This is a genomic window from Kitasatospora sp. NPDC034023 (assembly GCF_055575795.1).
The window spans coordinates 52,178-74,182 of record NZ_JBVIRY010000040.1; the positions used below are offsets into that span (position 1 = coordinate 52,178).

Annotated in this window: 17 protein-coding genes; 8 read left to right on the forward strand and 9 right to left on the reverse strand. The window is 74.2% G+C overall.

What is annotated here, in order from left to right; all coding sequences use genetic code 11:
• Nucleotides 1–278: 278 nt before the first annotated feature.
• The 3 genes from ACZ52R_RS36670 to ACZ52R_RS36680 all read left to right on the forward strand — a co-directional run bounded on the left by ACZ52R_RS36670 (nt 279) and on the right by ACZ52R_RS36680 (nt 3,465).
• Complete coding sequence (locus ACZ52R_RS36670; RefSeq protein ID WP_465624856.1) at nt 279–1,934, forward strand: NRAMP family divalent metal transporter; 1,656 nt, start codon at nt 279–281, stop codon at nt 1,932–1,934.
• A 39-nt stretch (nt 1,935–1,973) separates the two neighbouring features.
• A complete protein-coding gene (locus ACZ52R_RS36675; protein ID WP_465624858.1) occupies nt 1,974–2,708 on the forward strand; it encodes an MgtC/SapB family protein in 735 nt (244 codons plus the stop codon).
• A gap of 79 nt (nt 2,709–2,787) precedes the next feature.
• Complete coding sequence (locus ACZ52R_RS36680; RefSeq protein WP_465662014.1) at nt 2,788–3,465, forward strand: YoaK family protein; 678 nt, start codon at nt 2,788–2,790, stop codon at nt 3,463–3,465.
• A gap of 13 nt (nt 3,466–3,478) precedes the next feature.
• Here the strand turns inward: ACZ52R_RS36680 and ACZ52R_RS36685 are convergent, their stop codons facing one another.
• The 3 genes from ACZ52R_RS36685 to ACZ52R_RS36695 form a co-directional block, all read right to left on the reverse strand.
• Nucleotides 3,479–4,135, reverse strand: coding sequence for an Rv1733c family protein (locus ACZ52R_RS36685; protein ID WP_465662016.1), 657 nt, complete (start codon nt 4,133–4,135; stop codon nt 3,479–3,481).
• Nucleotides 4,136–4,555: 420 nt separating this feature from the next.
• Nucleotides 4,556–5,008: a nucleotide triphosphate diphosphatase NUDT15 gene (locus tag ACZ52R_RS36690; protein WP_360491813.1), complete on the reverse strand. Its 453-nt coding sequence runs from the start codon at nt 5,006–5,008 to the stop codon at nt 4,556–4,558.
• Between the two features lie 34 nt (nt 5,009–5,042).
• Nucleotides 5,043–6,545 carry an SDR family NAD(P)-dependent oxidoreductase gene (locus ACZ52R_RS36695; RefSeq protein WP_360492317.1) on the reverse strand — a complete coding sequence of 501 codons (1,503 nt, stop codon included), beginning with the start codon at nt 6,543–6,545 and terminating at the stop codon, nt 5,043–5,045.
• A gap of 297 nt (nt 6,546–6,842) precedes the next feature.
• On the opposite strand from ACZ52R_RS36695, the gene ACZ52R_RS36700 reads away from it, so the two are divergent.
• Complete coding sequence (locus ACZ52R_RS36700; RefSeq protein WP_465624861.1) at nt 6,843–8,282, forward strand: GuaB1 family IMP dehydrogenase-related protein; 1,440 nt, start codon at nt 6,843–6,845, stop codon at nt 8,280–8,282.
• Here ACZ52R_RS36700 and ACZ52R_RS36705 read toward each other — a convergent pair.
• The 3 genes from ACZ52R_RS36705 to ACZ52R_RS36715 all read right to left on the reverse strand — a co-directional run bounded on the left by ACZ52R_RS36705 (nt 8,243) and on the right by ACZ52R_RS36715 (nt 10,970).
• Nucleotides 8,243–9,172: a DUF5995 family protein gene (locus ACZ52R_RS36705; RefSeq protein WP_465754983.1), complete on the reverse strand. Its 930-nt coding sequence runs from the start codon at nt 9,170–9,172 to the stop codon at nt 8,243–8,245. The genes ACZ52R_RS36700 and ACZ52R_RS36705 overlap by 40 nt on opposite strands.
• A 148-nt stretch (nt 9,173–9,320) precedes the next feature.
• Nucleotides 9,321–9,725 (reverse strand): DUF3224 domain-containing protein, encoded by a 405-nt coding sequence (locus tag ACZ52R_RS36710; protein WP_465624865.1) that lies wholly within the window; start codon nt 9,723–9,725, stop codon nt 9,321–9,323.
• 156 nt (nt 9,726–9,881) lie between these two features.
• Nucleotides 9,882–10,970, reverse strand: coding sequence for a PP2C family protein-serine/threonine phosphatase (locus ACZ52R_RS36715; protein ID WP_465624867.1), 1,089 nt, complete (start codon nt 10,968–10,970; stop codon nt 9,882–9,884).
• A 206-nt stretch (nt 10,971–11,176) separates the two neighbouring features.
• On the opposite strand from ACZ52R_RS36715, the gene ACZ52R_RS36720 reads away from it, so the two are divergent.
• The 3 genes from ACZ52R_RS36720 to ACZ52R_RS36730 all read left to right on the forward strand — a co-directional run bounded on the left by ACZ52R_RS36720 (nt 11,177) and on the right by ACZ52R_RS36730 (nt 14,144).
• Entirely contained in the window at nt 11,177–12,199 is a 1,023-nt protein-coding gene (locus tag ACZ52R_RS36720; RefSeq protein ID WP_465624868.1) for a pseudouridine synthase, read from the forward strand.
• Nucleotides 12,200–12,270: 71 nt separating this feature from the next.
• Nucleotides 12,271–13,056 carry an SDR family NAD(P)-dependent oxidoreductase gene (locus ACZ52R_RS36725; protein ID WP_465624870.1) on the forward strand — a complete coding sequence of 262 codons (786 nt, stop codon included), beginning with the start codon at nt 12,271–12,273 and terminating at the stop codon, nt 13,054–13,056.
• On the forward strand, nt 13,053–14,144 hold the full coding sequence (locus ACZ52R_RS36730; RefSeq protein ID WP_465662020.1) for an S-adenosylmethionine:tRNA ribosyltransferase-isomerase: 1,092 nt from the start codon (nt 13,053–13,055) through the stop codon (nt 14,142–14,144). Before ACZ52R_RS36725 ends, ACZ52R_RS36730 begins: the two co-directional genes overlap by 4 nt.
• Before the next feature lie 95 nt (nt 14,145–14,239).
• Here the strand turns inward: ACZ52R_RS36730 and ACZ52R_RS36735 are convergent, their stop codons facing one another.
• On the reverse strand, nt 14,240–17,965 hold the full coding sequence (locus ACZ52R_RS36735) for a SpoIIE family protein phosphatase (RefSeq protein WP_465624874.1): 3,726 nt from the start codon (nt 17,963–17,965) through the stop codon (nt 14,240–14,242).
• A 422-nt stretch (nt 17,966–18,387) separates the two neighbouring features.
• A complete protein-coding gene (locus ACZ52R_RS36740) occupies nt 18,388–19,884 on the reverse strand; it encodes an MFS transporter (protein ID WP_465662022.1) in 1,497 nt (498 codons plus the stop codon).
• A 140-nt stretch (nt 19,885–20,024) separates the two neighbouring features.
• Here ACZ52R_RS36740 and ACZ52R_RS36745 point away from each other — a divergent pair, with 140 nt between their 5' ends.
• Complete coding sequence (locus tag ACZ52R_RS36745) at nt 20,025–20,567, forward strand: winged helix-turn-helix transcriptional regulator (protein ID WP_465662024.1); 543 nt, start codon at nt 20,025–20,027, stop codon at nt 20,565–20,567.
• A 76-nt stretch (nt 20,568–20,643) separates the two neighbouring features.
• Here the strand turns inward: ACZ52R_RS36745 and ACZ52R_RS36750 are convergent, their stop codons facing one another.
• On the reverse strand, nt 20,644–21,825 hold the full coding sequence (locus ACZ52R_RS36750) for an alpha/beta hydrolase family protein (RefSeq protein ID WP_465754984.1): 1,182 nt from the start codon (nt 21,823–21,825) through the stop codon (nt 20,644–20,646).
• Nucleotides 21,826–22,005: the final 180 nt, after the last annotated feature.

Genomic DNA, 22,005 nt, shown 5'->3' on the forward strand with positions numbered 1-22,005 from the left:
TCCCCTGCGCGTCCACCCGGCGCTCCGCCTGGCTCAACCATGCTCGGACACAAGCGATCTGGCGCATCGTCATGTCCGTACGGCCGCCGCCGCCCGGCGTCGCCGTGCGGTCCGGCGCATGTGGTCCGCTGACATGCGGTCCGCCGTCGTGCAACCCGCCGCCGTGCGGTCCGGTGCTGTGCGGTCCGGTGCTGTGCGGTCCGGCGCCGTGCGCCCGCAGGGGTCGCCGCCGCGTGCCCCCTGACGCCCCCTCAAGAAGGGGGCAGGGAGGCCCTGCCATGACCAACCTGATGCTGGACCCGAAGGTCCCCACAACTCCGAGCGCCCGCAACGCCGTTCTGGACGACGCCCACGTCGGCGACATCAAGGGCGCGTTCGGCACCATCCGCCTCGACGACACCACCCCCCGCCACGGCCTGTCGGCCCGGCTGAAGACGCTGCTCGCGATCGTCGGCCCCGGCCTGATCGTGATGGTCGGCGACAACGACGCCGGCGCCTTCTCCACCTACGGCCAGGCGGGGCAGAACTACGGCACCCAACTGCTGTGGACGCTGCTGATGCTGGTCCCGGTGCTGTACGTGAACCAGGAGATGGTGCTGCGGCTCGGCGCCGTCACCGGGGTCGGGCACGCCCGGCTGATCCTGGAGCGGTTCGGCAGGTTCTGGGGCGCGTTCAGCGTGATCGACCTGTTCCTGCTGAACGCGCTGACGCTGGTGACGGAGTTCATCGGCGTGACGCTCGCCGCCGGCTACCTGGGTCTGCCCAAGGCGGCCGCCGTGGTCCTGGCGGCGGCGGTCATCATCGCCTCGGCGTTCACCGGGTCGTTCCGGCGCTTCGAGCGGGTCGCGGTGACCCTGTGCGTCGGCTCGCTGCTGCTGGTGCCGATCTACTTCCTGGTCCACCCGAAGACCTCGCAGATGGCGCACGACTTCGTGACGCCCACCATGCCCGGCGGGTCGGGGCAGCTCGCCGCCGTGATGCTGGTGATCATCTCGATCGTCGGCACCACCGTCGCCCCCTGGCAGCTGTTCTTCCAGCAGTCGTACGTCATCGACAAGCGGATCACCCCGCGCTTCATGACGTACGAGAAGGTCGACCTGTGGATCGGGATCGTCGTGGTCATCGTCGGCGCGGCCGCGCTGATCGGCCTCACGGCGGCGGCCTTCGCCGGCACCGACGGCTTCGGGCAGTTCTCCGACGCGGGAGCGGTGGCCCGGGGCATCGAGGCCAAGGCCGGGCGGGTCGCCGGTGTGCTGTTCGCGATCGCGCTGCTGGACGCCTCGATCATCGGCGCGTTCGCCGTCTCGCTGTCCACGGCGTACGCGATCGGCGACGTGTTCGGCATCAAGCACTCGCTGCACCGGGGAGTGAAGGGCGCCAAGGGCTTCTACGCCGTCTACGCCGGCCTGGTGACGCTGGCCGCCGCGATCACCCTGCTGTCGACGGACGCCATGCAGGGCCTGATGACGCAGTTCGTGCAGGTGCTGGCCGGCGTACTGCTGCCCTCCGCGACCGTCTTCCTGCTGCTCCTCTGCAACGACCGCGCGGTGCTCGGCCCCTGGGTCAACGGACCCAGGACCAACGCCTTCACCTCGGCGGTGGTCGGCGTCCTGGTGACGCTCTCGATGATCCTGACCGCGGCCGTGGTCTGGCCGGACATCAGCTCCGAGGCGATCCTGTGGATCATGGCCGGCTGCGGCGTCGCGGGCGTCCTCGTCGCCGGGTACTCCTTCACCTCCGGCCGCACCGCCACCAAGGAGGACCCCGTCGACCGCACCGGCCGCGCGAACTGGCGGATGCCCCCGCTGGAGACCCTCGACAAGCCGGCCATGTCCACCGCCCGCAAGCTCGGCATGGGAGCCCTGCGCGCCTACCTGCTCGTGGCGATGGTGATGGTCATCATCAAGGTCGCCCAGACCGCGCTGGGCCACTGACCACCCCCGTGACCTCACCCCCGTGAAGGAGGTGCCGTCGTGCACACCCTGACCACCGCCGACTTCCTGGTCCGGCTCGCCACCGGTGTCGCCTGCGGCGCGCTGATCGGCGTCGAGCGCCAGTGGCGGGCCCGGATGGCCGGCCTGCGCACCAACGCCCTGGTCGCTGCCGGCGCCACCCTGTTCGTCCTCTACAGCGAGGCCGTCGGCGACACCGGGAGCCCCACCCGGGTCGCCTCCTACGTCGTCTCCGGCATCGGCTTCCTCGGCGGTGGCGTCATCCTCCGGGACGGCGCCGGCGTCCGCGGCCTCAACACCGCCGCCACGCTGTGGTGTTCGGCCGCCGTCGGGGTGCTCGCGGCCTCCGGCAAACTGGAGCTCGCCGTCCTCGGCACACTCGCCGTGCTCGTCGTCCACCTGGTGCTGCGCCCGGCCGGCCGGCTGCTCGACCGGGCCCCGCAGTCCGGCAGCGACCCGGACTCCACCAGCCGCGCCACCGTCCACCTGGAGTGCGACCGCAAGTCCGAGAGCCACATCCGGGCCCTGCTGCTCCAGGCCCTCGCCGCCTCCGGCCTCGCCCCGACCGGCCTGCGCGCCCGCCGCACCGAGCAGGGCGACGCCACCAGCCTACGGGCCACCGTCTCGATCACCGGGCAGGTCGCCCCGGCGCTCGAACAGGTCGTCACCCGGCTGTCGTTGGAACCGGGCGTCCGCGACCTGCACTGGCACCTGGACGACGAACCCGAGGACCCCGACAGCCCCGCGCTCGCCTGACAGGGCAGAGGAACGGAGGAAACGGAGGGGGAGAGGGAGTAGAACGGAAGGACCGTCACACGAACCGCCTGGGAGACCGATGCCGACCCCCGACCCCGAGCACGGGCCGCTGGTGCCGATGCTGCTGATGCTGACCGTGGTCACCGGCGTGGTGGACGCGGTCAGCTACCTCGAACTCGGCCACGTCTTCGTCGCCAACATGACCGGCAACGTGGTGTTCCTCGGCTTCGCCCTGGCCGGCGCGGCCAACCTCTCCGCCACCGCTTCGCTCGCCGCGCTCGCCGCCTTCCTGCTCGGCGCCCTGGCCGGTGGTCACCTCGCCCGCCGCCTGCCCGGCCACCGGGGCCACCTGCTGACCGCCGCCGTCGGCGTCCAGTCGGCGTTCGTCGCGGCGAGCACCGTCCTGGCGGCCGTCGTCGGCCACACCACCGAACCGGTCCGCTACACCCTGATCGGGCTGCTCGGCTTCGCCATGGGCGGTCAGAACGCGGTGGTCCGCGCGCTGAAGGTGCCCGACCTCACGACCACCGTGCTCACCATGACCATCACTGCCCTCGCCGCCGACCGCACCGGCCTCCGCCGCCTCGCCTCCGCCGTCTGGATGTTCGCCGGCGCCCTCCTCGGAGCCGTCCTCGTCCTCCATGCCAACGTCCCCACCGCCCTCGCCCTGGCCCTCGCCCTCCTCCTCGCCGTCGCCGCCCGCACGCACCGCGCCGCCAGGCGCGTCCCCGCCCCGGCCTGGACCGAGCCCCGCTGAGCCACCACCCGGCTCAGTCCTCGTGGCGGTGTCCCGCACGCCCGCTCCAGCGGGGTTCGAGGCGGGCCCAGCCGTCGGTCCAGGCGGTTTCGGCGCGGCGGTCCAGGGCGTGGAGGCGCAGGCGCAGCGCGAGGACGGCGAGGGCGAGCAGGGTGAGGAGGGCGCCACTGCCGGTGCAGGCGGCGGAGAGGGCGAGGGCGGTGCGGTCGACCGGGGGAGTGGAGGCGCGGCCGGCCCGGTCGACCCAGATCGGGATGCTGCTGCCGGTGACGGTCGAGCGCGGGGCCTGGACGGTGCCGGAGCGCGGCGTGCCGTCGGGGGCGGTCCAGGTCGCCTCGACGTCGATCTGATTGCTGTAGCCCCCGGCGAAGCGGCTGCCGGTGACGGCGGCGCGCTCCGGGGCGGTGCGGACCAGGGCGTCGATCCGGTGCAGCCGTGCGTGCTCGGCGGCGGCCTGGGGTGCGGTGTCCCGGTAGAGGAGCAGTGCGCCGCCCGCGGAGAGGGCGACGGCGAGCACCGTGCCGAGCGCGGCGAGCAGCCAGGCCCGGGCGCGGGAGCGGTCGAGGGGGCGGGCGAGCGGTTCGTGCCGGGCACCGAGAGCCCGCCGCAGCTGACGGCCGGTTCGCCGCGGGAGCGACGCGGGCCTGGCCGGGCGGGGTGTGCTGGACACGTTGATGGCTCCTCAGGGGAGTGGGGGCGTACGGCGGTTCGCCACCAATTTCCACCCGACGGGCCCTCGGGCACAAGAGTCGTGCGCGCTCGTAGGAGTGCCATCGCGGGTGGGTGTCCCGCCCGTGTCGTTCGGCCTCGTGAGGCCCTGTCGCCGGGACGTTCGGCCCTGGGGCCGGGGACGTTCGGCCCTCGGCAGTGGAGGTCCCGACCGGGCAGGCTGGGTGCCGGCGGCGCCCCCCGTGCCTGGGCGCGGCCGTGGCCCGGTCGACCGTGGGGGTGCCGGGCCGAGCTGCGGGGAAGGCAGGCAGTGGTGGCAGGGGGTGGCCGTGGGGGCCACCCCCTGCTTTCCGTCGGCCGACCGGCCCTGATTTCCGTCGGCCGACCGGCCCGCGACGGCCCGCCGCCCCGTCGCCTGCCCTCAGCGGGCGACGGGGTAGCCGTGCGTCCCGGCCCGCCGTACGTCGTCCAGCCCCGGCAGCCAACTGCCCAGGACCAGCGCGGACGGGTAGAACATCGGCTCCGGCAGCTCGTCGACCGCGAAGCGCTCCCAGCCGGCGCAGGCGTGCGGCTCGGTGACCACCGCCTCCGCCAGGCTGGGCGGCGCGAGGACGGCGGCGGTCAGCCGCGGCCGGCCGAGCTCGTGGTCGAGGTGCACGGCGAGCACCCGCATCCCCTCGGCGGGCAGCACGATGCCGGTCTCCTCGGCGAGTTCGCGGGCCGCGGTCCGCTCGAAGGACTCGCCCGGGTCGACCTTGCCGCCCGGCAGGCTCCAGGTGGGCGGCTCACCGGCGGTGGTGCGCCGGCCGATCAGCACCCGGCCGTCCCCGGTGGGCACGATGATCCCGGCGCCGAGCAGCGGTGCGGTGGTCACGTCGAGGTCTCCTTCGGGTGGTTACCGGGAATGGTTACCAGTTGCCGCGCTCGTAGTCCTTCATGAAGCAGCCGTACAGGTCCTCGCCCTGCTCGCCGCGCACGATCGGGTCGTACACCCGGGCGGCGCCGTCGACCAGGTCGAGCGGGGCGTGGAAGCCCTCGTCGGCGAGGCGCATCTTGTCCGGGTGCGGCCGCTCGTCGGTGATCCAGCCGGTGTCGACGGCGGTCATCAGGATGCCGTCGGACTCGAACATCTCCTGCGCGCTGGTGCGGGTGAGCATGTTGAGCGCGGCCTTGGCCATGTTGGTGTGCGGGTGGCCGGCGCCCTTGTAGCCGCGCTGGAACACGCCCTCCATGGCGGAGACGTTGACCACGTACTTGCGGCGGGACGGGGAGGCGGCCATCGCCGGGCGCAGCCGGCTGATCAGGATGAACGGCGCGGTGGAGTTGCAGAGCTGCACCTCCAGCAGCTCGATCGGGCCCACCTCGCTGACCGTCTGCACCCAGCTGTTGGTGTCCGCGAGGTCGGGCACCAGGCCGCCGGCGTCGATCGCGGTGCCGGCCGCGATCCGGGCGGGGGTGGCGGAGCCGGTGACCAGGGCGAGCGAGGTGACGTCCTCGGCGGCCAGCCGCTGCTTGTCGCCGCCCGCCTGGTGGGGGAGCGCGGGCAGGTCGACGCTGCCGCTGCCGAAGCGGCCGATGGTGGTGGCCTGCGGCAGCTCGCCGGCGGGCAGCGGGGCGGACTCGGCGTTGAGCAGCTCGCGGTAGGACTCCGGCGGGCGGCGCACGGTCTGCGCGGCGTTGTTGATCAGGATGTCCAGCGGGCCGTCGGCGGCGACTTCGTCGGCGAGTGCCATGACCTGGGCCGGGTCGCGCAGGTCGATGCCGATGACCTTGAGGCGGTGGATCCACTGGGCGCTGTCCGGCATCGCCTTGAAGCGGCGGATCGCGTCGTTGGGGAAGCGGGTGGTGATGGTGGTGTGGGCGCCGTCGCGCAGCAGCATCAGCGCGATGTACATCCCGATCTTGGCCCGGCCGCCGGTGAGCAGCGCGCGCTTGCCGGTGAGGTCGGCGCGGGCGTCCCGGTGGGCGCGGTTCTTGACGGCGCAGTCCTGGCAGAGGTTGTGGTAGAACGCGTCGACCTCGACGTAGCGCTGCTTGCACGTGTAGCAGGAGCGCGGGCGCTCCAGGATGCCGGCGATCTCGGTGGTGGTGACGGTGGTCAGGCCGAAGGCGCCGGCCGTCTCGTCGTCGATCCGGGTGGGCGCGCCGGTGGCGGTGCGGGCGGTGACCTCGCGGTCGTTGGCGGTCTTGCGGGCCCGGGTCTCCTGGCGGCGACGCTGCTTGAGGGTCCGGAATATGCCGCCGACGGCCTGGCGGACGGTGATCGCGTCCGGGTGGTCGACGTGCAGTTCGTCGAGCTCGGCGATCACCTCCAGACAGAGCTTCAGCCGCTCCGGGTCGAGGCCGGGACCGTAGTCGATCTCCTCCTCGGTGTCCTCGTCCTGACCCTGCCGGATGTCCGTCTGCCCGATGCCCACGCCTGCTGCCGTTTCCCGTTCGCCTCGCCGTTTACCGCGTGAATGCTACGGGAGCGGTCCACGCCGAGGCGAAAAGCGGACGTGGGAGGGGGTCTTTGTATGATCGTCCATGTCTACGCGCGGAGCATTGATCACTGTTTGTGCACAGCCCCAGCAATGCTCCTCGAACTGGCTTTTGCCTCCGCCCTCACGGAGAATCGAATGCTGGGTGCAGGGCGCCCGAGTGCGCCCCGACGGCATCGCCGCAACCGCACCCGAGGTGTAATTTCTCCCAGCCAGAGAGCCCCCTTCATGCGCTTCCTGAACGACCTCAAGCCCTCGTACGACCTCACGTACGACGACGTCTTCATGGTCCCCAGCCGTTCCGCCGTGGGCTCCCGGCAGGGTGTGGACCTCTCCTCGAACGACGGCACCGGCACCACCATCCCGCTGGTCGTGGCCAACATGACCGCGATCGCCGGCCGCCGGATGGCCGAGACCGTCGCCCGCCGCGGCGGCCTGGTCGCCATCCCGCAGGACATCCCCACCGAGGTCATCGCCGACGTCATCTCCTGGGTCAAGCAGCGCCACCTGGTGTTCGACACCCCGATCACCCTCGCCCCGGGCGCCACCGTCGCCGAGGCGCTCTCGCTGCTGCACAAGCGCGCGCACGGCGCCCTCGTGGTCGTCGAGGACGGCAAGCCGGTCGGCGTGGTCGCCGACTCCGACTGCCAGGGCGTCGACCGCTTCACCAGCCTCGCCGACATCATGTCCCGCGACCTGCTGCTGCTGGACGAGCACATCGAGCCGCGCGCCGCCTTCGAGAAGCTCACCGAGGGGCACCGCAAGCTCGCCCCGGTGGTCGACGGCGAGGGCCGTCTGGTCGGCATCCTCACCCGCAAGGGTGCGCTGCGCGCCACCCTCTACACCCCGGCCGTGGACGCGGCCGGCAAGCTGCGGATCGCCGCCACGGTCGGCATCAACGGCGACGTCGCGGGCAAGGCCAAGGCCCTCATCGAGGCCGGCGCCGACGTGCTGGTGGTGGACACCGCGCACGGCCACCAGGAATCCATGATCAGCGCGCTGCGCGCGGTGCGCGGCCTGGACCCGCAGATCCCGATCGTGGCCGGCAACGTGGTCTCCGCCGCCGGTGTCCGCGACCTCGTCGAGGCGGGCGCCGACATCCTCAAGGTCGGTGTCGGCCCGGGCGCCATGTGCACCACCCGGATGATGACCGGCGTCGGCCGCCCGCAGTTCTCCGCCGTCCTGGAGTGCGCCGCCGAGGCGCGCCGACTCGGCAAGCACGTGTGGGCCGACGGCGGCGTGCGGCACCCGCGCGACGTCGCGATGGCGTTGGCCGCCGGCGCCTCCAACGTGATGATCGGCTCCTGGTTCGCCGGTACCTACGAGTCCCCGGGCGACCTGCAGACCGCCGCCGACGGCCGCCAGTACAAGGAGAGCTTCGGCATGGCCTCGGCCCGCGCGGTGAGCAACCGCACCGCCCAGGACTCCTCGTACGACCGGGCCCGCAAGGCCCTGTTCGAGGAGGGCATCTCGCACTCCCGGATGTTCCTCGACCCGACCCGCCCGGGAGTCGAGGACCTGATCGACTCGATCATCGCCGGCGTGCGCAGCTCCTGCACCTACGCGGGCGCCAACAGCCTGGAGGAGTTCCAGGAGAAGGCGATCGTGGGCATCCAGAGCGCGGCCGGCTACGCCGAGGGCAAGCCGCTGCACTCCAGCTGGGCCTGATCGCCCGCATCCCCGGCGCCGGCCGGCCGGTTCCTCGCCTCGGGGAGCCGGCCGAGCGGCGCCGTGTCGGTCGGGGCGATGTCGGTCGGGGCGATGTCGGTCGGTGCCGTGTCGGTCGGGGTGTGTCCGTCTCCCCGCCCGAGCGGGAGCAGCAGGGCGTGGCCGAGCAGCCCGACCGAGCCGTCCAGCGCGGCGGCGAAAGCCCGGGCCGCGCCCGGCAGGTGCCGCAGCTCCCAGAGCGCCGCGACGGCGGTCCACGCCCCCTCGCGGGCCGAGGCGACCGACCACGCGCCGAGCCGGTGGGTGAGCGGCTCGGCGTGCTCCAGCAGGTCGGGCCCGGGCATCAGCCGCTCCCGGACGGCCGCCTCCACCTCGGCCAGCACCCCGTTGATCCGGTGGTAGTCCTTCTCGACGGCGGCCGGTTCGCAGCCCCGGCGGCGGCAGGTGTCCACGACGGCCAGCGGCAGGTCGTGCTGGATGTGGGCGTTCATCCCGGCCAACGCGAACTGCAGCGGGTGCACGCCCGGGTGGGCGCGCAGCGCGAACAGGGCCCGCCAGCAGGCGGGCGGCTCCTGCCCGGCCGCGTCGGCGGCCACGGCCCGCAGGTACCGCCCGGCGAACACCACGTCCAGCTCGGCCATCGCCGCGGGGTCGGCGAAGTACCCGTCGGCGAGCCGCTCGCGGACCGCCTCCGTGACGTCGAGGTAGAGCCGGTTGAAGACCGCCACCCCGTCGGCTTGGGGCAGCCCCGCCCCGATCTCCCGCAGCCGGCCGACCACCTCCTCGACCGTGGCCGCCTCCGTGACCGTTGCTGCGGCTGCTGTCGTGACCGCTGTCGTGACCGCTGTCCTGACCGCTGCCGTCGTACGATCCACCGCCGTGCCGGGCATGTGCCACCCTCCGATGTCGATCGTGCACTGATCGCATCATCGTGACAGTGCCGCCGAGCCTTCGGCGGGTGCGGCGCGCGGCGGCGGCGCGGCGGTGCGGGACGTCAGTACGGCTCGTCAGCCCGGGACGTCAGCCCGGCTCATATGCTCAGCCCAGCTCGTACTCCAGGACGAAGGTGTGGGCGCCGGACTCGTCGACGGCCAAGTGGAACTCCCCGGTGATCCCGGCCAGCTCGCCCGCCCCCGTGCCCGGCACCACGCGGATCGTCGTCCCGGTGGCGTCCCAGGCCGTGTGCTGGAGCACGAACGAGCCCTTGCGCCCGTCCAGTTCACCCGTCACGTGCTCCACCGCGACGTACGACGCCGGGCCGCCGGACGGGCCCCCGACGGAGAGCATCCGCACCTCGCTCGTCCCGCTCAGCGCGCCCGCGAAGGTCTTGGCGATCCGGATCCGCCCGAAGGACGCGCCCTCCCGCTCCTCCGTCTCCACCGGCTCGAACGCCGTCAGCTCGAACGATCCCTCGGCCCTGAACCCCTCAGCCTTGAACCCCACGGCAGCGTCCCCTCGTCGATCGTCGGTCGTGGTCCGGCGGCAGGGCACCGAGCAGGCTCCCCGCCGACCGCGCACCGAGCCTTGCACCCACCACTGACAATCGTTGCCTGCTCCCCTGAGCCCCGCCGTCCCCGCCGTCCCCGCCCCGCCGGCCTGTCACGGCTCCCAGCGCACTGCCAGCACCGCCGCGTCGTCGGCCAGCCCCGAGTCCCCGACCCAGCCGCCGACGTCCGCCAGCAGCGCGTCCAGCAGGTCCGCCGGGCTGCCGCCGTGCAGGCCGGGCAGTCGCTGCGCCAGCGGGTAGAAATGCCCGTCGGCGTCCCGGGCCTCCGACACGCCGTCGGTGTGCAGGACCAGCAGGTCGCCCGGCTCCGGGTCGAACCGCCGCGCCGGGTACTCGTCGCCGGTCAGCCCGAGCAGCCCCAGCGGCGGCGCCGGGAACGGGGGCTCCAGCTCGCACACCCGGCCCGCCCGGCGCAGCAGCGGGGCCGGGTGGCCGCAGTTCACGACCTGCACCGGCCCCCGGTCCGGCGCCACGTCGAGCAGCAGCGCGGTGGCGAACCGGTCCTCGTCCGGGCGGGCCGTGAGCGCCGCGTCCAGCCGCTCCGCGAGCCGCCCGGGGTCGGGCTCGGTCCGCGCCGCCTCCCGGAACACCCCGAGGACGTCCGCCGCCGTCTCCACCGCCGGGAGCCCGTGCCCCTGGACGTCGCCCAGCAGGATCCGCACCCCGAACCGGGTCTCCACCACGGCGTACAGGTCCCCGCCGATCCGCGCCTCGGCCGCCGCCGCGACATAGCGCACCGCCACCCGCAGCGGCCCGATCCGCTCGGCCGGCGGCCGCAGCAGGGCCCGCTGCGCCGCCTCGGCCACCGTCCGGACCTGGAACAGCTCCCGTTCGCGGGCCGCCACCAGGACGACGCTGGCGGCGCTGGCCAGCGTCGAGGCCAGTACCGTGACCGGCACGCTGATCCGGACGGAGAGCGGCAGCTGCGTGTTGGCCGACTCCAGCAGCCCGACCGCGAGCAGCGCCGCCGCGCCGACCAGCAGCGGCACCCGGGCCCGTCGGGTGGTCGCCCCGGCGAGGACGGGGGCCACCGCGAGCAGCGGCGCCAGGGTGGTCCCCGGGCCGAGGGCCAGGGCGGCCACCACGGCGGCGACCAGCAGCAGGAGCGAGCCGTACAGCAGCATCCGGGTCCGTCGGGGCAGGTGCAGCGGCGGCACCCCGTCCGGGCCGTCGGCGGTCACGCGTCCTCCAGGGGTCCGTCCAGTGGTCCGTCGGAAGGCCCGACAGGGGTCCGGTAGCTGATCGACCGAGCGTCGGTGGCCGCCGGCCGAGCGAGGGCCACCGGTCCACTCTCCCCGCCCCACCCCGGCCCGGCACCTCGGCCGCGGGCCGCGGCAGCACCTCGGCCGCGGGCACGGGCGGGGCGCGCACTACGCTGGGCCGGGAGATGAGACGCAAGAGCCGCCGCCCGACCTCCCCCCTCCCGCAACGCCACGGCGTGGACCCGGTGCACCTCCGGCTGCCGCTCGAAGGCCCCTGGCCCACCCTGCGGGACCACCTGGTCGACCGGCTGCCCACCGTCCCGGCCGAGCGGATCGAGGCGGCGCTGCGCGACGGCGAGATCGTCGGCGCGCTCGGTCCGGTCGCCCCGGACGAACCGTTCCGCCCCGGCGCGCACGTCTGGTTCCACCGGGACCTCCCGGAGGAGGCGCGGGTCCCGTTCGAGCTGGTCGTGCTGTACCGCGACGAGCACCTGGTGGTCGTCGACAAGCCGCACTTCCTGGCCACCACCCCGCGCGGCAGGCACGTCACCGAGACTGCGCTCTCCCGGCTGCGGCACACCCTCGACCTGCCCGTGCTCAGCCCCGCGCACCGCCTGGACCGGCTCACCGCCGGCCTCGCCATGTTCGTCGTGCGCCCCGAGGAGCGCGGTGCCTACCAGACGCTGTTCCGCGACCGCCTGGTGCGCAAGGAGTACCGGGCGATCGCTCCGTACGACCCGGAGCTGAGCCTGCCGCGCACCGTGCGCAGCCACATCGTCAAGGAGCGCGGGGTGATCGCCGCGCAGGAGGTCGACGCGCCGCCGAACAGCGAGAGCCGGATCGACCTGCTGGAGCGCCGCGACGGCCTCGCCCGCTACCGGCTGCGCCCGCTCAGCGGACGCACCCACCAGCTGCGGCTGCACATGAGCGGCCTCGGACTGCCGATCCTCGGCGACCCGGTGTACCCGGTGGTGCTGCCCGAACCGGCCCCGGACGACTTCCGCCGTCCGCTGCAGCTGCTCGCCTCGGCGATCGAGTTCACCGACCCGCTGACCGGCCGGGAACGCCGCTTCGAGAGCCGCCGCACCCTGGCCGCCTGGACCGACCCGCAGGGCTGGTCCGAGGGCTGGTCGGAGGGCGGGGCGGAAGGCTCGGGCTCGGAGGGCTCGGGCGCGGGCTCGGAGTCCCGGGTCCGTCCGCCGGTCTAGTCCCAAGGTCCGACCCGGTCCCGGTTCCGAGGGCCGATCCGCCGCCCGCCCCGGCGGCGGATCGTTACGGCATGAACGCAGCACAGCGCACCGCCGCACCGCACACCGCCCCCGTCGCCCTGGTCACCGGCGCCTCCCGGGGCCTCGGGCTGGCCCTCGCGCACGCCCTCGCCGCCGACGGCTGGCAGCTGGTGATCACCGCCCGGGGCGCGGCCGGACTCGCCGCCGCCGAGGCGGACCTGTCCGCCGTCACCAAGGTCGTCGCGCTGCCCGGCAGCGTCGTCGACGACGACCACCGCGCCCACCTCGCCGAGGCCGCCGAGCGCCTCGGCGGCGCGAGCCTGCTGGTCAACAACGCCGGCACGCTCAACGGCGCCCCCGCCCCCGGATCCGAGCCGCTGCCCCGGCTGGCCGACTACCCGCTGCCGGACCTGCTGGAGACCTTCGAGGTCAACGCGCTCGCCCCGATCGCCCTCACCCAGCTCGTCCTGCCCCAACTGCGCGGTCACGCCGGCGCCGTCCTCAACATCAGCTCCGACGCCGCCGTGGTGCCCTACCTCGGCTGGGGCGGCTACGGCGCCAGCAAGGCCGCGCTCGACCTGGCCACCGCCGTCCTCGCCCGGGAGGAACCGGAGCTGAGGGTCTGGGCGGTCGACCCGGGCAGCATGCGCACCCGAATGCTCCAGGAGGCCAGCCCCGGCGAGGACATCTCCGGCGAGCCGCTGCCCGAGCAGGTGGCGCCGGTCCTGCTCGGCCTGCTCCGCGACCGCACCCCGTCCGGCCGCTACCGTGCCGAGGACCTCGCCGCCCCGGCCGACGACCTGGCCGTCCCGGCCGGGGACCGGGGCGGGCGATGACCGCATTCACCGGCCTTGGCCTCGGCTTCGGCCTCGACCTCGGCCTCGACCTCGCCGTCCCGCCCGAACTCTCCGCCCGTGCACCGGCGGAGGCGCGTGGCACGGCCCGGGACGGCGTCCGGATGCTGGTCGGCCGCCGCGACACCGGCGCCGTCGAGCACCGCCGGTTCGCCGACCTGCCCGAGGTGCTGCGCCCGGGAGACCTCGTGGTGGTCAACAACTCGGCCACCCTCCCGGCCGCGCTGCCCGGCCGGCTGCCCGACGGCACGCCCGTCGCGCTGCACGTCTCCTCCGCCCAGCCGGACCGGTACGGCGCCCACCTGGTCGAGTTGCGTCGTGTCGTGCCCGGGCAAGCGGCGGCGTACTACTCGCCGGCGGAGTCCCCGGCCCGCGCGGGCCTGCGGGTCGCCCTGCCCGCAGGCGGTACGGCGGTGCTGACCCGGGCTTTCACCGCCCGCCTCTGGTACGCCGAACTCGCCCTGCCCTGCGAGCTGTTGCCGTACCTGGCGGTGCACGGCCGGGCGATCCGGTACGGCTACGTGGACCGCGAGTGGCCGATCGAGGCCTACCAGACGGTCTTCGCGACCGTCCCCGGTAGCAGCGAAATGCCCAGCGCGGCCCGCCCGTTCAGCGCCGAGGTGGTGGCCCGGCTGGCCGGCCGGGGCGTGCTCGTCGCGCCGGTCACCCTGCACACCGGGGTGGCTTCGCCCGAGGCGCACGAGGCCCCGTACGCCGAGCGCTTCCGCGTCCCGGCCGCCACCGCCCGACTGGCCGGTCACGTCCGGGCCGACGGCGGCCGGGTGATCGCCGTCGGCACCACCGTGGTCCGCGCCCTGGAGTCCGCGGCCACACCGGACGGCACCCTCCAGGAAGCCGACGGCTGGACCGAGTTGGTCATCACCCCCGAACGCGGCGTCCGCGCCGTCGACGGCCTCCTCACCGGCTGGCACGAACCCCGCGCCTCCCACCTCCTGATGCTCGCCGCTGTCGCCGGCCGCCCCCTCCTCGCCACCTGCTACCGCGCCGCCGTCCAACACCGCTACCTCTGGCACGAGTTCGGCGACGTCAACCTCCTCCTGCCGGACTGAGCGCGGCCCGGTCCCGGCCGGGCGGGCCGGTCGGGTGTCGGTGAGGTGGCCGCCCGGGCCGACAGCCGTGGCGGCGGCCCGACAGCGTCCGTTGTTCAGGTGGTGGACGAGACCCCCGGGGGCAGCTCCAGCTCGAACCAGACCACCTTGCCGTCGGCGGTGCGGCGGCTGCCCCAGCGGTGCGCGAGCTCGTTGACCAGGTGGATGCCCCGGCCGCCCTCGTCCTCGGTGCGGGCGCGGCGGATCCGGGGCGCCTCGGCCTCCTGGTCGGCGACCTCGACGGTGAGCACCCGGTTGCAGAACAGCCTCAGCTGGGTGGGGGATCCGGCGTGCACCAGGGCGTTGGTGATCAGTTCGCTGGTGAGCAGTTCGGCCCAGTCGGCCAGGGCGCCGAGACCCCAGCCCGCCAGCGTCTCGCGGGTGAAGCGGCGCGAGTGCGCGACCATCGCGCGGTCGCCGGTGAGCGGCAGGGTGGCGATCCGGTCCGCGCCGTGCGGGCGGACCTGCGCCATGATGACGGCGATGTCGTCCTCGCTGGTGCGGCCGGTGAGCCGGGTCAGGACGGCGTCGCAGGTCTGCTCCAGCGAGCGGCGCCGGTCGGCGACGGTGCGGCAGAGCAACTGCAGGCCCTCGTCCAGGTCGCGGCCCCGGCGCTCGACCAGGCCGTCCGTGTAGAGCGTCAGGATGCCCTCCTCGGGGAGGGTGAACTCGGCGCTCTCGAACGGGACTCCGCCGACGCCGAGGGGTGTGCCGGTCGGCAGCTCGACCAGGTGGGCCCGTCCCTCGGCGTCGCAGACCACGGGCGGCAGGTGCCCGGCGCTGGCCGCGGTGCAGCGGCGGTCCACCGGGTCGTACACCACGCAGACGCAGGTGGCGAACTGGCCCTCGCCGACGGCCGTGGTGGCCTCGTCCAGCCGGTACAGGACCCGCGCCGGGTCCAGGTCAAGGGTGATCAACGTTCGTGCCGCCGTACGGAGTTGGCCCATCGTGGCGGCGGCCCGGATGCCGTGGCCCATGACGTCGCCGACGATCAGCGCGACCCGCCCGGAGGAGAGCGGCACCACGTCGAACCAGTCGCCGCCGACCTCGCTGACCACGCTGCTGGGCAGGTAGCGGTAGGCGATCTCCAGGCCGAGGGTGCGGTGCACCTCCTGCGGCAGCAGACTGCGCTGCAGCATGAGCGCGGTGTCCCGCTCCCGGCGGTAGAGCCGGCCGTTGTCGATCGCGAGCGCGGTGCGGGCGGCCAGCTCCTCGGCCAGCGAGCGGTCAGCCGGGCCGAACGGCACCGGGTTGCGGGTGCGGACGAACTCCGCGCCGCCCAGCACGTGTCCGCGCGCCATCAGCGGCACCATCAGGTACGAGTGCACCCCGGCGTCCAGCCCCGGCTGCACCCGGTCGGGGGAGGCGACGATCCGGCGCAGCTCCTCCTCGGTCACCTCGGACACCAGGATCGAGCGCCGGGTGCGCAGGCTCTGCGCGTACAGCTGGGCGGACTGCGAGGTCTCGCCCACCTGGTCGGCGGCCCCCGTCATGGTGCCGTCCGAGGTCACTTCGCCGACCGCCACCGCCCGCATCAGCACCCGACCCTCCGCCGGGACGGTCCCCGGCTCCTCGCCGCTGAGCACCGCCTCCCGCAGGTCCACGGTGACGAAGTCGGCGAAGCGCGGGAGCACCACCTCCACCAACTCCTGGGCGGTGCGGTGCAGATCGAGCGTGGTGCCGATCCGGTTGCTGGCCTCGTTCAACAGCGACAGCCGCTGCTGGGCGGCCCAGGCCTCGTCCAACGCCCGCTGCCGGGCGGCCGCCGCGTCGCGTTCGCGGGTGAACAGCAGCGCGTTGTCGATGGAGACGGCCGCCCGCACCGCCAACTCCCCGGCCAGCGCCACGTCGTCGTCCTCGTACGGGCGCTCGACCAGGGTCCGGTAGAAGCCCGCCACGCCGACCGGGGTGCCGCGCGCGATCAGCGGGACCACCATGAACGAGCGCACGTTCTGCTCCCGTATGGCGGCGGTGCGCACCGGGTCGTCGGCGAACCAGGCCATGCCCTGTTCGTCCATCCGCGGCACCAGCACCGGCTTGCGGTGCGCCAAGCTCCACGCGTACGGCGAACCGGGTTGGAAACGGTGCACGTTGCCGGTGCGGGCGATCGGCTTCAGGGTCGAGCCGTGCACCGAATGGAAGGCCATCCGCCGCAGCAGCGCCGAGCCGTCCGCCGGCGCGCGGGCCTCACGCTCGCCGCGGACCAGCTCCTCCAGCACCTCCACCACCACCGTGTCGGCCAGCCTGGGCGTCGCCACCTCGGCCAACTCCTGTGCGGTCTGGGCGAGATCGAGCGTGGTGCCGATCCGGGTCGAGGCCACGTTGACCAGCGCCAGGCGCTCCTGCGCGGCCTTGGCCTCGCGCAGCGCCTGCTGGCGGGCCAGCACGGTCTGGTGCTGGCGCAGGTACAGCCGGGCGTTGTCGATCGCGACGGCGGCCCGCGAGGCCAGCTCGTCACCGAGCGTGATGTCGGCCTCCGCGAAGGACTCGCGCTCACCGCGCCGCGAGTACACCACCATGCCGAGCGTGGTGCCGCGCGCCACCAGCGGGGTGATCCGCACCGAGCGCGGCCGGTCGCCGAGGTAGGCCTGCCGGCGGCTCTCGTTGATGCCCTCGCTCAGCACCGGCAGCTCCCACGACGGGGTGACCACCGTGCGCCCGGTGCTCATCGCGCGGGCGTACGGGGAGTCCGGCGGCAGCTCGTACACGGCGTCCACCGGCAGCGCCTCGGACGGGTAGAGCGGGTCGGCAGTCGCCAGCGCCAGGCGACGCACCAACTGGGGCGTGTCCGGGGCGGGCGGCTCGACGTTCCGGCCGGCCACCAGTGCCTCCAGCGCGAACACCCCGCTGATGTCCGCGACCCGGGGCACCATCGCGTCGGCCAGCTCCCGGGCGGTCTGCCGCAGGTCGAGCGTGGTGCCGATGGAGGCGGTCGCATCGACCAGCAGGGCCAGCCGCTCCTGCGCGCGGGCCGCACGGGCATCGGCCCGGAACCGCTCGGTGATGTCGATGACGGTCGAACTCACCCCGAGCACCCGACCGCTGCGGTCCTCCAGCCGGAAGTAGGAGGCCGACCAGGCGTGGTCGTGCTGCGGGTCACCCGGGGTCCGGCCGTGCGAGCGGGTGTCCACCACCGGCTCGCCGCTCTCCAGCACCTGGCGCATCACCGCTTCGGCCTCGGCGCCGTTGATCCCGGGCAGTACCTCGGTGAGCCGGTGGCCCAGGTGCTGTCCGGGGGCCAGGCCGTTGGCCCGGGCCAGCGCCTCGTTCAACCGGACGAAACGCAGCTCGGTGTCGAAGACTCCCATGCCGACCGGGGACTGGGTGAAGAACCCGTCCAGGACCGCCAGGTCCGCCTGGATCCGGCGCAGCGTCGTCACCTCGGAGGCCACCGCCAGCACCAGCGGTTCACCGCCGGGCCCGCGGATCGGATGGGTGCGGAACTCCAGGTTCACCAGGTGCCCGTCACGGTGGCGCACCGGGAACACGCCGGTCCAGGGCCGGCCCTCGAGGATCCGCTGGAACAACTGGAGCACCTCGGGCCGCTCCACGTCGGAGGTCAGCAGCTTCGCCGCCTTCGCCCCGACCGCGTCCTCCGCACGGTGACCGAGCAGTGCCTCCGCGTCGCTGCTCCAGTGCAGGATCCGCCCGTCCGCCGCGATCAGCGCCGTCGCGATCGGCACCATCAGCAGGGCGTCCTGCTGCGGCTCCTCCTCGCGCTGCGTGTTGTGGTCCACCATGGCCAGAGAACCGTCCCAGAAGCGTCCGGAGATCGTTCCCACCAGCCCTGCCATCTTCGCACGCGGCCCCGGGCGGCCGCTCACCGTGGCAGCAGGCGCTCCTGGGCCGGCCACCCGACGAGCAGCGGCTCCCCGCCCAGTACCGGCGCGTCACCGTGCCCGGGCACCGGGAACGCGGCCGCATACTCCTCGGCGGGTGCAGGCAGCGCCTCCCCGGCCGTCCACCCCCCCCCCCCCCGACGGCCGCCTCCGGGCACAGCACGAACAGCCCCGAGCCGGTCCCGTCCCAGCCGCGCCGCGCCGCGCGGTGCGGTGCGGTGCGCGGGAAGTCGGCGGGGTCGACTTCTTGTGCGTTCTTGTGCGCCACCGTACGGCCGAGGGCTTTCGGGCCGGTTGCGTGGCATCTGTCTGCGTATCCGTGTGGGCGGCTGCGTGGGACGTCGGCCGGGTCGACTTCTTGACCGTCACCGGGTGGCGGCGGGTTCTCGGGCTGGCTGCGCTGTGTCCGTCTCCGCGTCCGTGCGGGCTTCGGCGGTGCGGGCGGCGAGGGCGAGCAGCGCGCCGAGCAGGCAGAGGGCGGCGGCGACCAGGACGGCCCGATCGCAGCCCGCCGCGAGGGCGCGGGCCGCCGCCTCGGGGCCGGGCGCGCCCGGGCGGGCGGAGCCGGCGACGGCGACCGTGACCGCCACGCCGAGGGCCGAACCCAGGTAGCGGGAGGTGTTGTTGGCGCCGGAGCCCATCGCCGCCCGGTGTGCCGGGACGCTGCCGACCGCCAGCCGGGCGAGGGCCGCGTTGAGCACCCCGCTGCCGATGCCCGCGACGGCGAGCCCCGGGGCCAGTCGCAGCCAGGACGAGCCGGGCGTGAGCCCGTACAGGCCCAGCTCGCCCGCCCCGCAGACCAGCAGCCCGAGGGCGACCTGCGCGGTGGCCGACAGGTGCGCCGCCAGCCGTCGGGCCTGCAGCGCGGACACCACCGACAGGCCCGACCACAGCGCCAGCACGCCGCCCGCCGCCGGCCCGGACAGGCCGAGTACGCCCTGGAGCAGGGTGGGCAGGTAGCTCATGAACCCGACCAGCGACAGCCCGGTGAACAGCGCCCCGCCGGTGGCCGCGATGAAGCCGGGGCTGCGGAACAGCGCGAGGTCCAGCATCGGCTCCCGCACCCTCGCCTCGACCACGGCGAACGCCGCCAGCAGCAGCACCCCGCCCACCAGCAGCGCCACCACCGAGGGCCGCCCCCACCCGCTGCGCCCCTCGGCCAGCCCCGCGATCAGGCAGGACGTTCCGGTGGCGAGCGTGAGCACCCCGTACGGGTCGAATGCGCGCGGCCGCTCGGCCCGTGACTCGGTGAGGACGGCGACGGCGCAGGCGGCCACGACGGCCGAGGCCACCGCGATGCCGCCGCTGACCGCGCGCCACCCGGCCCACTGCTGGACCAGTGCGCCGTACACCGGGCCGATCGCGATCCCGAGGCCGACGGCCGCACCCCAGACGCCCAGTGCCCGGATCCGTTCGGGCCCGGTCGGGTGGGCGTGGCTGATCAGGGCGAGTGCCGGTGCCAGGACGGCCGCCGAGGCGAGGCCGAGGAGTACTCGGGCGGCCAGGTAGACGGCGCCGCCGGGGGCCAGGGTGGACAGCGTCTCGGCAGCCGCGAACAGCAGCACGCCGAAGGTGAAGACCCGTTTGCGCCCGTGGTCGTCGGCGGCGCTTCCGGCGGTGAGCAGCAGCGCCGAGATGCCGACCAGGGTGCCGGTGAGGATCCAGGTGCGGCCGGAGGCGCCCAGGTGGGCGGCTTGGGCGGTGGCGGCGAGCGAGGCGGTGGGGGCGGTGTAGGCCACGGTGGTCAGCGCGGTCGCCGCCGAGGTGGTCGCGAGCGTGGCGCCGGGCCGGACGCGCGGAGGCGGGGTGGCGGGGGAGGAGGTGGGTGGTGCCGGGGAGGAGCCGGGTGCTGCGGGGGGCATGGGTGTTCCCTCCGGACTGGACCCCGGGACCGGCCGTTCCGCCCCGAAGGTCTGGTGAATGAACCTTCGTTTCGGGTGGCACGCTACCACTGTTGGTCTGTTCATTGAACCCGCTAGGGCCGTGGACTAGGCTGGCGCCCATGGCCCTGGGAACCGACTACGAACTGCAGGACTGCGCACTGGCCCGCGCCCTGGAGGTGGTCGGCGAGCGCTGGAGCCTGCTGATCTTGCGCGACGCGTTCTACGGGGTGCAGCGCTTCAACGACTTCCTCACCCACCTCGGCATCCCGCGCGCCGTCCTCACCACGCGCCTCAACGCCCTGGTCGCGGCCGGGGTGCTGAGCAAGGAGCCGTACCAGCAGGCGCCGCTGCGCCATGGCTATCTGCTCACCGAGACCGGCCTCGAACTCTGGGGCCCGCTCTACCAGTTGAGCCGCTGGGGCGGCCGGCACGCCACCGAGGGCGGCCCGCACCACCTCTTCGCGCACGCCGCCTGCGGCACCGACCTCGACCTCGTCGGCGCCTGCCCGACCTGCGGCGGTTCACCCGTCCCGCCGGCCGAGATCACCATGCGCCCCAACCCCGCCCGCTCGGGCAGTCGCCGCGAGGACCCGGTCTCCCGCGCTTTGGTCGGCCCGCACCCGCTGCTCGAACCGATTGCCTCGGCGGCCGTGCCCGCCTGACCTGTCCGCGCGTCCGCCCGCGTACGCCGACGAGGCCGTCGGCGGGGTGCCGGCGGCCTCGCCCACGGGCCGATGGTCAGGAGTGGAACCGCACCTCCGGGTTGGCGGCGGTCGGCCCGTCGAGCAGCGGCTGCTCGATGCCCTTCAGCTGCAGGTCGAAGAAGGCGCCGACGTACTGGCGGGTGAGCTCGACGGCGCGGCGGGGCGCGATGGTGGCCCCGGGCCCCTGCGGGAGGCTGAGCCCGTCGATGAGCACCGGGAAGTCGGTGAAGCTGGGGTGGATGGTGCCGTCGACGGTCAGCCACCGCTTCCAGCCGTCCAGGTTGGACCAGCTCGTGACCCAGCTGCCGTCCTCGTCGCCGTTGCCCAGCGGGTGGCCCATCATCAGGAACGGCTTGCCGCCGATCCCCGAGGCCGGGACCGGGACGTCCATGGTGCCGTCGAGGTCCACCCCGGCCTGGATCCGGTCGTCGGCGAGCAGTGCCGGGACGGTGGCCGCGCCCCCGGCCGAGTGCCCGGCCATGCCGATCCGGTCGCGGTCGATCATGCGGGCGTAGCGCCAGGCAGGGTGGGGGCGGTCGGTCAGCTGGTCGATGACGAAGGACACGTCCTTCGCCCGGTTCTCGTCCAGGCTCGCCCAGGCCTCGGGGGTCCTGAGCCGCCCGCACATCACGCAGGGCAGTGTCTGCCCGTCCGGGAAGGTGGTCCCGAAGTTCTCGTAGGTGTGATCGACCAGGGCGACCACGTACCCCCGGCTGGTCAGGTCCACGGCGAGGCTGGTCAGTGAGGTCCGCTGCATGGTGAAGCCGGGCGACAGCACCACGAGCGGGTAGTGGCCGCCCTGCGGGCGCGCGCCGGACTCCGCCCAGGTCCGGGTGCCGGTCAACGCCTCGGTCGGGATGGTGGTGCCCGGCAGCTTCGCGTCCAGCAGTGCACGGGCCGCCCCCTCGGTCATGTACGGCGCCGGGCTGCCCGTCCCGGCGTGCGCGGGGTAGTACATCGAGACCATCAGCCGGCGCGGTCCGGCGGACGGCACCCACGGGTCCGGACGGTTCTGGTCCACCAGCTGCAGGACTTCCTGCCCGACCGCGTACCGGCCCGTCGGGCGCGGGAGTTCGATGCGGACGGCGGTCTGGGCGGCGGGTGCGGCGGCCCCGGTGGGCGAGGGCGCGGCGAGGGCCGGCGAGGCGGCGGCGACGGACAACGGCAGCGCGAGCAGCAGGGCGGCGGCGACGGCGGTGGTGCGAAGTCGGCTCATGTCAGCGACGGTAGGCCGCAGGCAGTGAAACTGACGTCCACTCAGAGATGTACTGGTCCCTTCCGGGATGAGCCTGTCGCGACCCCTAGGGAGTGTTCTGAGTTTGGATCATGATGCGGGTCTCAGGCTGCGGAGCCAGATGACGGCACCGCACAGGTGCAGGCCGGCTTCGTAGCTGGT